Origin of the sequence: Butyrivibrio fibrisolvens (genome assembly GCF_037113525.1) — a bacterium.
GTDB classification, from domain to species: Bacteria; Bacillota; Clostridia; order Lachnospirales; family Lachnospiraceae; genus Butyrivibrio; species Butyrivibrio fibrisolvens.
Genome location: NZ_CP146963.1, coordinates 1,661,992 through 1,674,898, shown reverse-complemented (window position 1 = coordinate 1,674,898; position 12,907 = coordinate 1,661,992). Strand labels below are relative to the sequence as shown.

Annotated in this window: 13 protein-coding genes; 3 read left to right on the top strand and 10 right to left on the bottom strand. The window is 39.6% G+C overall.

Annotated elements, in window-relative coordinates:
- Positions 1-77 precede the first annotated feature (77 nt).
- Entirely contained in the window at positions 78-635 is a 558-nt protein-coding gene (locus WAA20_RS06840) for a hypothetical protein (RefSeq protein WP_073384592.1), read from the bottom strand.
- Between the two features lie 302 nt (positions 636-937).
- On the opposite strand from WAA20_RS06840, the gene WAA20_RS06835 reads away from it, so the two are divergent.
- Positions 938-1,627, top strand: a complete 690-nt coding sequence (locus WAA20_RS06835; RefSeq protein ID WP_073385011.1) for a 2-phosphosulfolactate phosphatase — start codon at positions 938-940, stop codon at positions 1,625-1,627.
- Positions 1,628-1,699: 72 nt separating this feature from the next.
- Here WAA20_RS06835 and WAA20_RS06830 read toward each other — a convergent pair whose 3' ends face one another.
- From WAA20_RS06830 to WAA20_RS06805, 6 genes are all read right to left on the bottom strand, one after another.
- Entirely contained in the window at positions 1,700-2,398 is a 699-nt protein-coding gene (locus WAA20_RS06830; protein WP_073384594.1) for an SGNH/GDSL hydrolase family protein, read from the bottom strand.
- Between the two features lie 29 nt (positions 2,399-2,427).
- A complete protein-coding gene (locus tag WAA20_RS06825) occupies positions 2,428-3,552 on the bottom strand; it encodes a DUF362 domain-containing protein (protein WP_073384596.1) in 1,125 nt (374 codons plus the stop codon).
- A gap of 373 nt (positions 3,553-3,925) precedes the next feature.
- The gene (locus tag WAA20_RS06820; RefSeq protein WP_073384598.1) at positions 3,926-4,162 is read right to left on the bottom strand and encodes a transcriptional repressor; all 237 of its coding nucleotides are present in this window, start codon (positions 4,160-4,162) and stop codon (positions 3,926-3,928) included.
- A gap of 102 nt (positions 4,163-4,264) precedes the next feature.
- A complete protein-coding gene (locus tag WAA20_RS06815) occupies positions 4,265-4,411 on the bottom strand; it encodes a FeoB-associated Cys-rich membrane protein (protein WP_139263561.1) in 147 nt (48 codons plus the stop codon).
- Between the two features lie 88 nt (positions 4,412-4,499).
- Positions 4,500-6,491: a ferrous iron transporter B gene (locus tag WAA20_RS06810; protein WP_073384600.1), complete on the bottom strand. Its 1,992-nt coding sequence runs from the start codon at positions 6,489-6,491 to the stop codon at positions 4,500-4,502.
- Positions 6,492-6,585: 94 nt separating this feature from the next.
- Positions 6,586-6,798 (bottom strand): FeoA family protein, encoded by a 213-nt coding sequence (locus tag WAA20_RS06805; protein WP_073384602.1) that lies wholly within the window; start codon positions 6,796-6,798, stop codon positions 6,586-6,588.
- Between the two features lie 392 nt (positions 6,799-7,190).
- Between WAA20_RS06805 and WAA20_RS06800 the strand changes: the two genes are divergently transcribed.
- Entirely contained in the window at positions 7,191-7,565 is a 375-nt protein-coding gene (locus WAA20_RS06800; protein ID WP_073384604.1) for a metal-dependent transcriptional regulator, read from the top strand.
- 68 nt (positions 7,566-7,633) lie between these two features.
- On the opposite strand, the gene WAA20_RS06795 is transcribed toward WAA20_RS06800, so the two are convergent.
- Positions 7,634-9,757, bottom strand: a complete 2,124-nt coding sequence (locus tag WAA20_RS06795; protein ID WP_073384606.1) for a heavy metal translocating P-type ATPase — start codon at positions 9,755-9,757, stop codon at positions 7,634-7,636.
- 51 nt (positions 9,758-9,808) lie between these two features.
- A complete protein-coding gene (locus tag WAA20_RS06790; protein WP_081373604.1) occupies positions 9,809-10,057 on the bottom strand; it encodes a DUF6110 family protein in 249 nt (82 codons plus the stop codon).
- A 730-nt stretch (positions 10,058-10,787) separates the two neighbouring features.
- Here WAA20_RS06790 and WAA20_RS06785 point away from each other — a divergent pair.
- Entirely contained in the window at positions 10,788-11,138 is a 351-nt protein-coding gene (locus WAA20_RS06785; RefSeq protein WP_073384610.1) for a heavy metal-associated domain-containing protein, read from the top strand.
- A gap of 4 nt (positions 11,139-11,142) precedes the next feature.
- Here WAA20_RS06785 and WAA20_RS06780 read toward each other — a convergent pair whose 3' ends face one another.
- Complete coding sequence (locus tag WAA20_RS06780) at positions 11,143-12,810, bottom strand: dicarboxylate/amino acid:cation symporter (protein ID WP_073384612.1); 1,668 nt, start codon at positions 12,808-12,810, stop codon at positions 11,143-11,145.
- Between the last annotated feature and the right edge of the window lie 97 nt (positions 12,811-12,907).

Here is a 12,907-nt window from a genome sequence, read left to right as displayed (position 1 = left end):
CCATCCAGGAAAATTCTACATCAAGGGAACGTTTTAAACTAAAAATCTTTTGCTATATTCTTATCATTAGTTGTCGATTATTCACCATCATCAGAATCTGGCTCGCCATAGACAGGGCTCATATTCTCGTCATACTTTTCGAAATTACCATAGATCTGGCCTTCTTCAAATCCGTCCCATGTAGTCTCTTCTATAACAAGTTCATACATCTCATCACCTGCTTCTCGGAACAACAGCTTGATCGGATCACCGGCAGCATCAGTAGCATCAAACACAACGCCCTCGCTTGTTGCTGATACAATGCCTTCATCAATATCTGTTAATCTGAAGATAGTCACTTCCATGGTATAGTCATCGCCCTCTTTGTCTATAGTGATCTCATTACAATCACCATCAGCATAGAAACCGATATAATCATCAAGATTTACAGTATCTGATGATACTGCAGTATCATCTGTTTCTGCAGTATCATCTGCTTCTGAAGTCTCTTCTGCTGCCACATCTGTACTATCTTCCTTGGAGCTGACGTCCATTGATACGCCTTCGCTACCTTCTGTTGTTTCTTCTGTTTTACCGCAGGCAATAAGTGATATTGACATTAAGCCTGCGAAGATAATTGCTAATTTCTTTTTCATGAAAAATCCTCCTTATTGTCACTGTACTGACCAATCATTTTTAACATTTATTTTGAGACTGTCAGTACGCCAATCGTCTATATTTTTAGTAATCACATTTGTCCATTATATTCCACATAGTCCAATGAATCAAACGAGGCCGCCATGATAATCCTTCAAAGCTCGCGAATACTTAATTACCTTAATTTGAAAAAATAAATCCGGAGTGCTAAAATATGTGCCGACAAAAAGATGCAGGACGTATCTATTACATATTTGAAAAGTCGGAGTTCAAGAGTGAACTCCTATATACGGGAGTAATTATGAATATACAGATTTTAGAACTGATAGATGGAGCGCAGAAAGCCAAAGGGCTTACTGTTATCATAGATGTATTCCGAGCCTTCACTGTTGAATGCTATCTTTTTGATAAAGGTGCAGCCAAGGTATATCCAATTGGTAAACTCGAAGAAGCCATTGAGCTTAAAAAGCAGAATCCATCTTATGTTCTTTTTGGAGAACGCCATGGCAAAAAGCAGGAAGGCTGCGATTATGGTAATTCACCTTACCAGCTTCTGCCTGGAGATTTTGAAGGAAAGACCATCATACATACAACAAGCGCCGGCACTCAGGGAATCGTGAATGCAACAGACGCTTCTGAAATAATTACAGGATCTTTAGTTAATGCAAAAGCTGTCGCAGCTTACATTAAATCTAAAAATCCTGAAAACGTATCTATTGTAGCTATGGGACTTGCAGGCAAGGAAAGTTCTGAAGAAGATCTTCTTGCTGCTCAGTATATTAAGTCTCTTATTCTTGAAGAAGACTTTGATATAGAAGGAAGGATCGCACACCTCAAGGATCACGGAGCTTCTAAGTTCTTCAACCCTGATACACAGGACGTTTTCCCAAAAGAAGACTATCCATTGTGCGTTGATATTAACAAATTTCCATTTGTATTAAAAGTTTCAAAAGAAAATGACAGACTTACTATCACAAAAGAAAGTATTTAATCATTCTTATAAATACAATTATAATTCAACAAAACATAACCTGCCAAACATATTGGCAGGTTATGCTTACATTCATCTTATTTTTTCTTCAACATATTTCCTGATAACTTTCGAAACATCACTTGGAATCTCAACTATTTCTTCATCCACATTCTCTTTTACCGGGAACCAGTCTGTATCTGGACGTGTAAAGTCGTAAGACTTCACAAAATCTTCAGGTGGAAGTTTACCTGTGATCAGCTTTGTAAGTGCCATTGCTATAAGGTAATCACCAACAGCTGAAGCATGCGCTCCATCTCTCCAATACAAGTCTGCATCAGCTCTATCTTTAAGCTCACTGCTTACTTCAGTCCATATCTCACCAATAGGTGCAAGCAAGGCATTTTCCTTTTTTGCAAGCTCTGTATATCTGCGGTTCATCTCTGCCTGATTTTCAGGCTTTGCTTTCTCTGCCCAAGTCTCAAAAATGATAGGCTTTGTATTAACTTTCTTGCACAGTTCCACAAGTCTGTCTGTATAAGTGATGGTATCAGATTCATCCGTCATAGGATGTGCCTGCTCCTGGATCACAAGATAGTCATATCCGCCATGAAGTATATTGAAACGCTCTGAGAAATACTCTTCTCCCATATGCCATTTAAGTGATCTTGCGGAATATGCCAGCATGAATACTTCTGCAGTCTCTCCAGTAGCAAGTTCTATCATCTGCCTTGTAAGCTCCGGCATATCATTCATGTAAGTGTGGCTGTTGCCGATAAATAGAATTTTCATTGGTCGCTCCTTTGATGTCTGATTTGCTTTTATTTCATCACCACAAGCTCATAATCCCTTGTGCCAATTCCAATATCCTCTGCATGCTGCAGTGTCTCTGCCCATGAAACATTAGGATTGCTGTTATGCCATACATCTCCCATGTCGTGGAAGCTGCTCTTTGCCATATTATCACCAAGCTGGCTGTTTCTAATAGGCTTAGCCTTCTGGCACAGGTCTACGCAGGCCTGGTCTAAAGCTACAGGATCGAAAGATGCAAGCATTCCGATATCAGGAAGGATAGGTGCATCGTTTTCGCCATGACAGTCACAGTTAGGAGATACGTCTGTAATTAAACTTATATGGAAGTTTGGTCTTCCGGATACAACTGCTGCCGTATACTCAGCCATCTTTTTACCAAGAAGTGCAGGTGCATCCCAGTTATCGTTCTCTATCGCATCAAAGGCACAGGCGCCTATGCAGCGGCCGCATCCCTTACACAGATCAGGGTTGATATAGGCTTTATTATTCTCATAGCTGATGGCATCAGATCCGCACTCTTTAGCGCACCTCTGGCAGCCTTTGCAAAGGTCAGTTATAACATGAGGATGGCCGCTGTTGTGCTGCTGCATCTTGCCAGCTCTACTTCCACAGCCCATTCCGATATTCTTGATCGCGCCGCCAAAACCGGCCTGTTCATGGCCTTTGAAGTGGCTCAGCGAAATGAATATATCCGCATCCATTACCGCTCTGCCGATATAAGCTTCTTTGCAGTATTCGCCATTAGGAACGGGAACAAGTATGTCGTCTGTTCCTCTAAGTCCGTCAGCGATTATTATCTGACATCCGGTAGTAACTGTATTAAATCCGTTGATATTAGCACAGTCCATATGCTCAAGGGCATGTTTACGGCTACCCGGATACAGAGTATTACAATCTGTCAAAAAAGGTAGTCCCCCATTTTCCTTAACGACATCAGCAACCGCCTTGGCATAATTAGGCCTAAGGTATGCCAGATTGCCAAGCTCTCCAAAATGCATCTTGATCGCAACAAATTTTCCATCCATATCGATGGAATCTATGCCAGCCATCTTGATAAGTTTCTGAAGTTTAGCCGTCAGACTTACGCCCAGTACTGTTCTAAAATCTGTAAAATAAACTTTTGATCTTGCCATCAAAACCTCCTACCATCATACTTTGCCAGTTTATTATATTTCTTTCACTTCTCATCCAACACTTGTATTTTATGCTTCTAAACATGTACTAGCATTAGCGAGATTTTATGACGATGTAGATAAATTCATAGCCAAGTAATTTGATTAAATATGAACGAGTCAGTACACTAGTTACATTATATGTTTTGGATTTTCGTCATGCAACACTGGACAACGAACCTATGTATAAACGAATTTTTCTTATTTTTCTCCACCTTCCCCTTTGTAAAGAAGCGGAAATGTTTATTAGTTTTATAAAAAAATAGCTCAGCCAAACTTACGACTGAGCTATTAGATCTACCCGATTATATTATCTTTCATAATATATCAAGCGTCACACCTGATGCTTGATTATATCAATCCTTTCTACAACACCAATATCTTCCAATACTTTGATCATGCGGTATACTGTAGCAACACCTATAGAACGATCCTTGCTTCTTACCATGCAGCAAATATCTTTACATGAGACTCCGTCATTGTCTGCGATGATACCAGCAACCAGTTCTCTTTGCTTGGTAATACGCATCCCTTTTTCCCGTAGTGCCGTAATTATCTGCTCATTACTCATACTATTCCTCTTTAGTTATGGTTTGAAGATATTCGTTATTACGTTAGTCTTTGCTAACCTTATTCTTAAAATATAGCCCGCATATATAGCGGGCTATATCAATTAAGTTTTACATTTCACCGACTTATGACAGTTCCCTGCCATAGGACATCCAATGCAATGTACACCTTTTTTCTTTTCCTTGTAGATGTACCGGATTGCAAGTCCAACCAGCAGTACTATTACTACGATAGCTACAAAATCTGCCATAATAAACCTCATACTAATTCGGGAGAGTTATCGGATCATTAACTCTTTTAACTCAAAACCCTATTAAAAGAAACTAAATACATTTTTCTCAATCAAGTTTGTATTCAGCAACAATTGCCTTCTGATTTCTCTTGATAAGGTATACCACAACTCCTGCAAATGCTGCAATAGCTATAAGTCCGTATACGAAACCAACACCAAATGAACCTGTTGTGAACAGAGTGCCAAACTGATATACAAGGAATCCTACTGAGAATCCTGTTGCAAGCTGAAGTGCGATTGCACCCCACAGCCACTTAGCTGACTTCATCTCAGAGTTCATAGCTCCAAGAGCTGCAAAACATGGTGGTGTGTAAAGGTTGAACATAAGGTATGCAAGTGCTGCAACCTTTGTGATTCCCATAACTGCTGCTACTGCATTTCCTTCACCGATGAGCTCAAGCTCTTCTGTATCGATGAGGTTTGAGATTGCAAATACTGTAGCAATTGTTCCAACAACGTTCTCTTTAGCAATAAAGCCTGTGATCGCTGCTGCTGCAAGCTGCCAGCTTACAACACCTACTACAGGAACAAGAAGGTAAGCAAATGGTCCTGCGATTCCTGCAAGAATTGATGTGCTCTCCATTCCTTCCTCAACTGGCTGGAAGCTGAAATCAAATGTGCTCATGATCTGAACTACTGTGTTACATACAAGAATAACTGTTCCTGCTTTTACGATGTAAGCCTTACCTCTTTCAAGCATAGACTTAATTGCGAACATAAGGCTTGGTACCTTGTACTCAGGAAGCTCAATGATAAAGAAGCTCTTTCTGTACTTCATACCTGTGATAGCCTTGATGAGAAGTGCTCCAAGAAGGATAAGAAGTATACCAACAAAATATGATGCAAATCCAACCCATCTTGATTCAGGGAAGAATGCTCCTGCAAAAAGAGCTATAACAGGGAGCTTAGCTCCGCAAGGCATGAATGTTGCAAGCATTGCTGTTGAGCGTCTTTCTCTTTCATTTCTGATAGTACGACATGACATGATAGCAGGAATACCGCAACCTGTACCGATGATCATAGGGATAACAGACTTACCTGAAAGACCTACTCTCTTGAAGATTGGATCAAGAACAACTGTAGCTCTTGCCATGTATCCGCAATCCTCTAAGAGTGCGATGAGGAAGTACATTACCATTACAAGTGGAAGGAATCCTACAACAGCACCAACACCGCCGATGATACCATCAACAAGGATAGCATATAAAAGCGGATTAGCATCTGCCATCTTGTCTCCTACAAATCCCTGGAAGTCTTCGATCCAACCTGCAAGAAGCTCTGACAGCCATGTTCCGACGGTTGTCTGTGAAATATAGAATACAAGCCACATAACTGCTGCGAATATTACTATTCCAAGAATAGGATGTGTAACTATATTATCGATAGTATCTCCAAAGTTCTTGTCTTTTGTAAGAACTTTACGATTCTCTACTTCAGAGACAATCTTGTTAACAAACTCAAAACGCTTTCTATCTGCTGTTTCTACGGCAGCTTTATTTGTAAGATCTACATCACCCTGAACATAAGGCTCTTTCTGACCCTTTCCTTCAAGTGCTGCTGCAGTCTCAACTACTTCCTTAAGACCTTTTTCTGAAGTTGCAACTGTCTTGATAACAGGACAGCCAAGCTTTTCAGAAAGCTTCTTTTCATCAATAGTGTTACCCTTTTTATCGTTAGCATCAGTCTTGTTAAGTGCTACAATTACAGGAACACCAAGCTCAAGGAGCTGAGTTGTAAAGAAAAGGCTTCTGCTAAGGTTAGTTGCATCAACGATGTTAATGATAGCATCAGGATTCTCGTTCTTAACATATCCACTTGTGATACTCTCCTCTGATGTGAAAGGAGACATTGAATATGCTCCAGGAAGATCGACAGCGATAAGCTCCTTGTCCCCATTATAATAGCTTTTCTTGATAACGCTCTCTTTCTTGTCAACCGTAACACCTGCCCAGTTACCGATCTTTTCGCTTCTACCTGTAAGGGCGTTGTACATGGTAGTTTTTCCACTGTTCGGGTTACCCGCCATAGCGATTCTCATTACATTTTCCTCCTAAATATTCTTTATCATCCCAATTGCAACCGGTGTAAGTATTCCTCTGTACGCCTTTGCAAAAGAACAATTAACAATTTCATCAAATCTTGATAGCACTTGCTAACTCAGGGTCTATATTATATCTGCCGTCCTTGATAGCGACCACCAAATTTCGCTTTCTGTCTACAACTGTGATCTTCTCTCCGCTATAACAGCCAAGTGAAAAAAGAAAACTTTCCATTTCCTCATCGCCGCCAGTCTCGACAGAATCTATCGTATATTCTCTTCCGAGATCTGCATCATTAAGTGTCATAAAAAACCTCCTTGCCATAGGTTAGCTATTGATAATCACAATTAGCATCCGCTAACTGTGTCTATAGAATAACCTAATTGAGAATAATTGTCAATTAAAATCCTTTAATTTTCACGTTTTTATCGTTTCAATGCCAAAAATGGTATAAGAAAGACATCTCATTTTCTGAGATTATTCTAGATGTTTTATATTCTGATGTTAGTTTCGCCTAACCTTGTAAAGGTTACCACCTGCTAACTTCGTTGTCAATACCCTTTTTATGTAGTATTCTTAAATACAGATTAGAAGTGAGTTACTGTGAATATTTTTCCAGTAACAAAAATGAATCTGACATAACAATATGTCCTTGTCTATATTAAGCATATTGTTTTTTGATAATAATAGGGGGAAATATGGCATTACAAGAATCCGGCGAAATGTATCTCGAAACAATTTATGTTCTTTCACAGACACACACCAACGTCAGAGCTATCGATATAGGTGAAGAGCTCGGCTATTCAAGACCTTCCGTCAGCAGGGCAATGCACCTTTTAAAGGACGAAGGGCTTATAAAAATTGATGAATACGGCTTTGTAAAGCTGTCCGAAGCTGGCGCAGTTCTTGCAAAGCGCATTTATGAACGCCATACAGTCCTTACGGATGTATTGATGGATCTTGGAGTTGATGAAAAAACCGCATCCGAAGATGCATGTCGCATAGAGCACTACATTAGCGACACAACTTTCGATGCGATCAAGGCGCACCGCGCAAAGTATGGAAATAAATAAGACATAGCGAATCGGGAGGCTGTCAGCCTCCCGATTCTTTACATTTTAGTAACTATTTATTCGAATCTTTATCTCACAAAAACTTCTTTTTCCGAGTTGCTTTTGTCTGAAGCATCATTCTTTAGATTAGTCATACTATGAAGCCCCAATGCTATTGTAGAGCCGTTATGAAGCATGGCGCTGGTGGCGGGGGCGATTGTTCCGAGAAGGCCCAGGCCGATAAGTCCCATGTTGAAACTTACAACGAAGCGGTAGTTAAAGCGGATTCGTTTCATTAAAAGGACACTAAGTTCTTTTAATGTGATGAGTTTATAAAGGTCGTCTTCAGATATCATGACATCTGCGATCTGGCGGGCAAGCTGAGCGCCTTCGCTTATTGCAATTCCGCAGTCAGCTTCTGACAAGGCAGGGGAATCATTTATTCCGTCGCCGATCATTACTACAGTGTGACCTTTTTCTCTTTCTTTTTGTACAAATCCGGCTTTTTCTTCAGGAAGAACTTCAGCATAATATGCATCAACGCCTACTTTTTTGGCAACTCTCTTAGCTGTATGTTTGGAGTCGCCTGTCATCATGACGATGTTCTTAAAGCCTGCTTTATGAAGCTTTTTGATTACATCAGGAGCTTCAGGTCGTAGCGGGTCTTCAAGGCAGATTACTGCAGAAAGCTTTCCTCCTATAGCAAGGAAGAGTCTTGAATACTGCTTGGATATGTTATCAAGCTTCTCTTCTTCACCTTCCGGAATTATGCATTTTTCATCTTCCATAACGAAGTGCCAGCTTCCGATAACAACTTTCTGTCCATCTATGTTTGATGCGATACCATGAGCAACTACGTATTCAACCTTGCTGTGCATCTCATTGTGCTCAAGGCCTCTATTTGCTGCCTCTGCAACAACCGCATTTGCGATCGAATGAGGATAATGCTCTTCAAGGCATGCTGCTATGCGTAGCATTTCATCCTTATCATTTCCTGAGAAAGTAACAACATCAACCACTTTAGGTGTTGCCATTGTAAGTGTTCCTGTTTTGTCAAAAACTATCGTGTCTGCATCAGCGATTGCTTCAAGGAACTTACCACCTTTAACTGTCAGATGATTGTCCTGACACTCTCTCATTGCAGAAAGTACTGTAACAGGCATAGAGAGTTTTAAAGCACAGGAGAAGTCAACCATAAGAACTGACAGAGCTTTTGTCACGTTCCTTGTCAGAAGATATGCAAGAGCCGTTCCACCAAGTGTATAAGGAACAAGTCTGTCTGCCAGATGCTCTGCTCTTGACTCAACGCCTGACTTGAGCTGCTCGGACTCTTCTATCATCCTTATGATCTTTTCATATCTGGTTGCACCGGATGCTTTTTCAACCTTAAGAACTATGTCACCTTCTTCTATAACTGTACCGGCATAGACATAGGCGCCTTCTTTTTTCTCAACAGGAATACCTTCTCCGGTCAGGGTCGCCTGATTGACCATGGCTTCACCGGATATAACGGTTCCATCAAGAGGGATAACACTTCCTACTCTTACAGAAATCTGGTCACCAGGAACTATCTGGCTGATCGGAACCTGCACTTCAATGCCGTCCTTCTTAAGCCATACCTTATCTGACTTAAGGGCCATGCTCCTTGCAAGATCGTCCACTGACTTTTTGTGGGTCCACTCTTCAAGAAGATCACCTACGCCAAGCAGGAACATTACTGAAGATGCAGTCTCATAATCTCCTGTTAGAAGAGATACTGTAATAGCCGTTGCATCAAGAACTGATACTTCAAGTTTCCTGTGCTTAAAGAGACTAACGAGTCCCTTATAAATAAACTTTGTAGCCATAACAATGGCTTTAATACGCTTTATTGGAGATGGCAAAAAAGCTTTACAGCCATAGTGAACTACGACATTTGTAAGAAGCTTTTCTTTATAAGATGCCATCAACTCTCTCCCAGTGTTCTCTGGAACAAGAGCCTTAATATCCTCAGATTCTGCATCGAACTTAGTGATCAGAGACAGGAGTTTGTCTCTGTCACCAGTATAGACAACTACTGCATCCGCGCTTCTCTCATAGACGATAGCTTTTTCCACACCATCAAGAGAAAGCAGATAGTACTGTAATCTATCTGCTTCTTCAAAAGAAAATCGTCTCTTAGGCATGGAAAAACGGATACGACCGCTTATCTCATGTTTTATGACTATTTTCATAACTTAACCTCATGTCGAGAGTAATAAGTTTGAAAATTTTTTTCAAACTTATTACTCTCCGACTGTAACATCTTCCTTTGTCTTACGATCTTCATTGATCTGTTTCGCCTCAGCAAGGACATCACCGCAGTTCTCCTGCACCTTGTTAGCGGTATCCATTACGCACTCTTTTGCACGAAGAACAGCTGCTGTTGTATGTGTATAGCACTTCTTGGCATCCTTACTTGATAAAACCTTGATACCTGCTGTTCCAAATAAAACTCCGCCTAAAAACCATACGCAATTTTTCCACTTTTTCATTGAAATCATCTCCTATTCTGTTAGCATGTTCTAATTATCCACAAATGAAAACAAACAAATGCAGAATCCTCCCACATTTGTTTGCTTTTTCTTAGATTAACACAATATAAGTTTCGCTCAAAGATGAGTAGATGATAATTTTTATCATTAACGCCCAAGTATTAGTTTTATCATCATTTGGTTTTTACTATTTAGATCAATATGTTCCTTTTAGTATCATTTGACTTTTGCTATTTAGATCTAATAAATCTTTCATCGCCTGTAAGTTTGTCTACTACTGCATTACGATCTTTTTGTAATTCACTTAAACTCATCTTCTCCTCCTTATAGTTAGGCTTTTCAAACTTCGCACATATAAAATATAGAAATGCCTGGAGAATTCCTGAGGATGGAAGTTAATAAATGATTCTGGGCCTTGATAAATATATAAAATTCAAGGCATGATATCTGGATATTTATATTTTAGGGTCCGAAACTCGCTTCGCTCAAACATGCGGCCCCTGAACAAAATATAAATATCCATCTATCAAGCTCTTGATTTTAATATATTTTTCAAAGGCCCAGAATCATTTATTAACTTCCATCCTCAGGAATCTTTAAGGTTTTGGTGAAATTTTATATGTGCGAAATTTGAGTTAGACATCTCTAATGTTTTATGTTAGTATAAGCTAACAGCCGTATCAATATATTTAATTGATAATAATTATCTGGAAGGATTTAAAAACATATTATGCCAAATATTGTTATTGGAATTATTCTTGTATTAATACTAATTCTCGCTATTAAGGGCTCAGTTAAACACTTTAAAGGCGAAGGCGGATGCTGTGGTGGTGGCTCCAGCGTAAAAGTTCGCGACAAAAAGCTGGAAAGTCCTGTAATTGGAAAGATAACACTAAAGGTTGAAGGAATGCACTGTGAGAACTGTGCAAACAGAGTAAAACGCACCATCAACAGTATTGACGGTGCGTCTTGTAAAGTTAATCTTAGAAAAGGACTTGTTACAATCAAATACGACAGAGAAATTGACCGCGATGTATTTGTTAAAGCTATAGAGAGCCTTGATTATACGGTCATATCCTAGGACCTTACTTTTTATACATTTCAAGATCAAGCAGCTTTTCTTTTTTGGCTACGATAAGCGCTGTTACCACATCCCCTGTTGTATTATTCATAGTTTCAAACATATCTAATATCGGGTTTACAGCAATGATAATGCCGATTCCTTCTATCGGCACGCCTATAGCCGCCAGTACAACTCCAAGGCACACAAGTCCTGCTCCCGGAACTCCCGGTGCGCCAAGCGATAGCAGAATGATTGTTACTGCCATCGATAAGTACATATTTGCAGGTATATCTATTCCATATGCCCTTGCAAGGAACAAACTCGTTATTACTAAAAATATACTTACTCCATCCATATTTACGGTAGCTCCAAGCGGTATGGAGAAGCTGCAGACTTTATTTGAAATTCCAAGCTTATCAGTGCAAGTTCGCATATTAGTAGGCATTGCAGCTGAACTTGATGAAAGAGTAAAACTTGTGATCATACCCTCCCAATTCTTTTTAAAGAAAGTAAATGGATTTAGATGGGCTAATACAACGATCAGCGTGCCATAAATACACAGCATACACATAATAGTAAGAATTTCCGTACCCATGTAGCCAAGAACAGCTATCATGGAATCTTTTCCCATTTCTTTTACCATAATTGATACAGCGCAGAATACTGCGATTGGGATAAGCTTTGTTATAAGTGTAGTGATTGTCAGGAAAAGAGTATTTCCTGCCTCAAAAAAGTTCTTTAAAGACTCCGAATATTCTCCTATCATTCCAACAGCAATACCGCACAAAAATGCGAGGAATATTATCTGCAGGGTATCGGAATCCAAAAATGGCTGAAGAAAATTAGATGGGACAATCCCAATGATCGTATTAAGCAGAGATGTGTCTACATTAGTATCAACGCTGACAGCCTCTGCTTCTGTTGCAAGTGATATCGCAAATCCCCATGACGCCGGTTTAATCAGCATAAATATTCCCATTGCCAACACAACCGCAATAATGGTAGTCATCATATACATCCCCATTACTTTAACGCCTATCCTTCCAAGCTGTGACAAGTCCTTAAACTGGGATATACACGATACTATGGAAAAAAAGACTACTGGAGCAATGATGATCTTAAGCGAGCTCATAAATATGCTTTTCAAAGGAATAAGCGCATAGTTTTCAATGGCATCAGAAATAGATGCCGGTATAAGGTTCTGCATCAAAAAGCCTGCAATAACGCCCAAAACCAAAGCAATTATAGTTGACCTCAGCATGGATTTTTCGCCATCGCCGACAAGGATCCTTACCCTGTTTATGCCCTTTTTGTAGCTGAATTTACAACTTTCTCCTCGAGCTTTTAAAAGGATATCTCTTATTGCACCTTGTACATCCTTATCTTCCATTCCTTCTATATCTTTTATATCAGAAGGATACTCGGAATATGGATCATACATACTTCCCTGTGCAGCAAGGATCACTTCTGTTTCCCCAAACAGTTTTCTGACATTGATCTTTAGCTGAGCATCAGCATCCGCATGCTCTATCAGCTGAGATGCTGCTTCTTCTACTGTAAGCAGGGTTCTTATAATAACACTTTTTGAAACGCCATTACTTTTCAGCGTATTTTCTATAAAATCCAGACTGTCTTTCAGAACAGATTTATCTGATACAGAAATAATAGTACTTGCACTTTTAAATCTCATAACCTTACAAGCTCCTTTTCTGTTAGACTGAATCGAAAATAAGTAAGATCCTTTTCTTTTTCATTATATCATTATTTCGTTATTTATTATTCTTTAA

What these genes read in the sequence shown, in the direction of transcription:
- WAA20_RS06795 (WP_073384606.1), bottom strand. Translation starts at nt 9,757, where the DNA reads ATGAAAATAGTCATAAAACATGAGATAAGCGGTCGTATCCGTTTTTCC.
- WAA20_RS06820 (WP_073384598.1), bottom strand. Translation starts at nt 4,162, where the DNA reads ATGAGTAATGAGCAGATAATTACGGCACTACGGGAAAAAGGGATGCGT.
- WAA20_RS06825 (WP_073384596.1), bottom strand. Translation starts at nt 3,552, where the DNA reads ATGGCAAGATCAAAAGTTTATTTTACAGATTTTAGAACAGTACTGGGC.
- WAA20_RS06810 (WP_073384600.1), bottom strand. Translation starts at nt 6,491, where the DNA reads ATGAGAATCGCTATGGCGGGTAACCCGAACAGTGGAAAAACTACCATG.
- WAA20_RS06790 (WP_081373604.1), bottom strand. Translation starts at nt 10,057, where the DNA reads ATGAAAAAGTGGAAAAATTGCGTATGGTTTTTAGGCGGAGTTTTATTT.
- WAA20_RS06835 (WP_073385011.1), top strand. Translation starts at nt 938, where the DNA reads ATGAATATACAGATTTTAGAACTGATAGATGGAGCGCAGAAAGCCAAA.
- WAA20_RS06830 (WP_073384594.1), bottom strand. Translation starts at nt 2,398, where the DNA reads ATGAAAATTCTATTTATCGGCAACAGCCACACTTACATGAATGATATG.
- WAA20_RS06780 (WP_073384612.1), bottom strand. Translation starts at nt 12,810, where the DNA reads ATGAGATTTAAAAGTGCAAGTACTATTATTTCTGTATCAGATAAATCT.
- WAA20_RS06815 (WP_139263561.1), bottom strand. Translation starts at nt 4,411, where the DNA reads ATGGCAGATTTTGTAGCTATCGTAGTAATAGTACTGCTGGTTGGACTT.
- WAA20_RS06800 (WP_073384604.1), top strand. Translation starts at nt 7,191, where the DNA reads ATGGCATTACAAGAATCCGGCGAAATGTATCTCGAAACAATTTATGTT.
- WAA20_RS06805 (WP_073384602.1), bottom strand. Translation starts at nt 6,798, where the DNA reads ATGACACTTAATGATGCAGATCTCGGAAGAGAATATACGATAGATTCT.
- WAA20_RS06785 (WP_073384610.1), top strand. Translation starts at nt 10,788, where the DNA reads ATGCCAAATATTGTTATTGGAATTATTCTTGTATTAATACTAATTCTC.
- WAA20_RS06840 (WP_073384592.1), bottom strand. Translation starts at nt 635, where the DNA reads ATGAAAAAGAAATTAGCAATTATCTTCGCAGGCTTAATGTCAATATCA.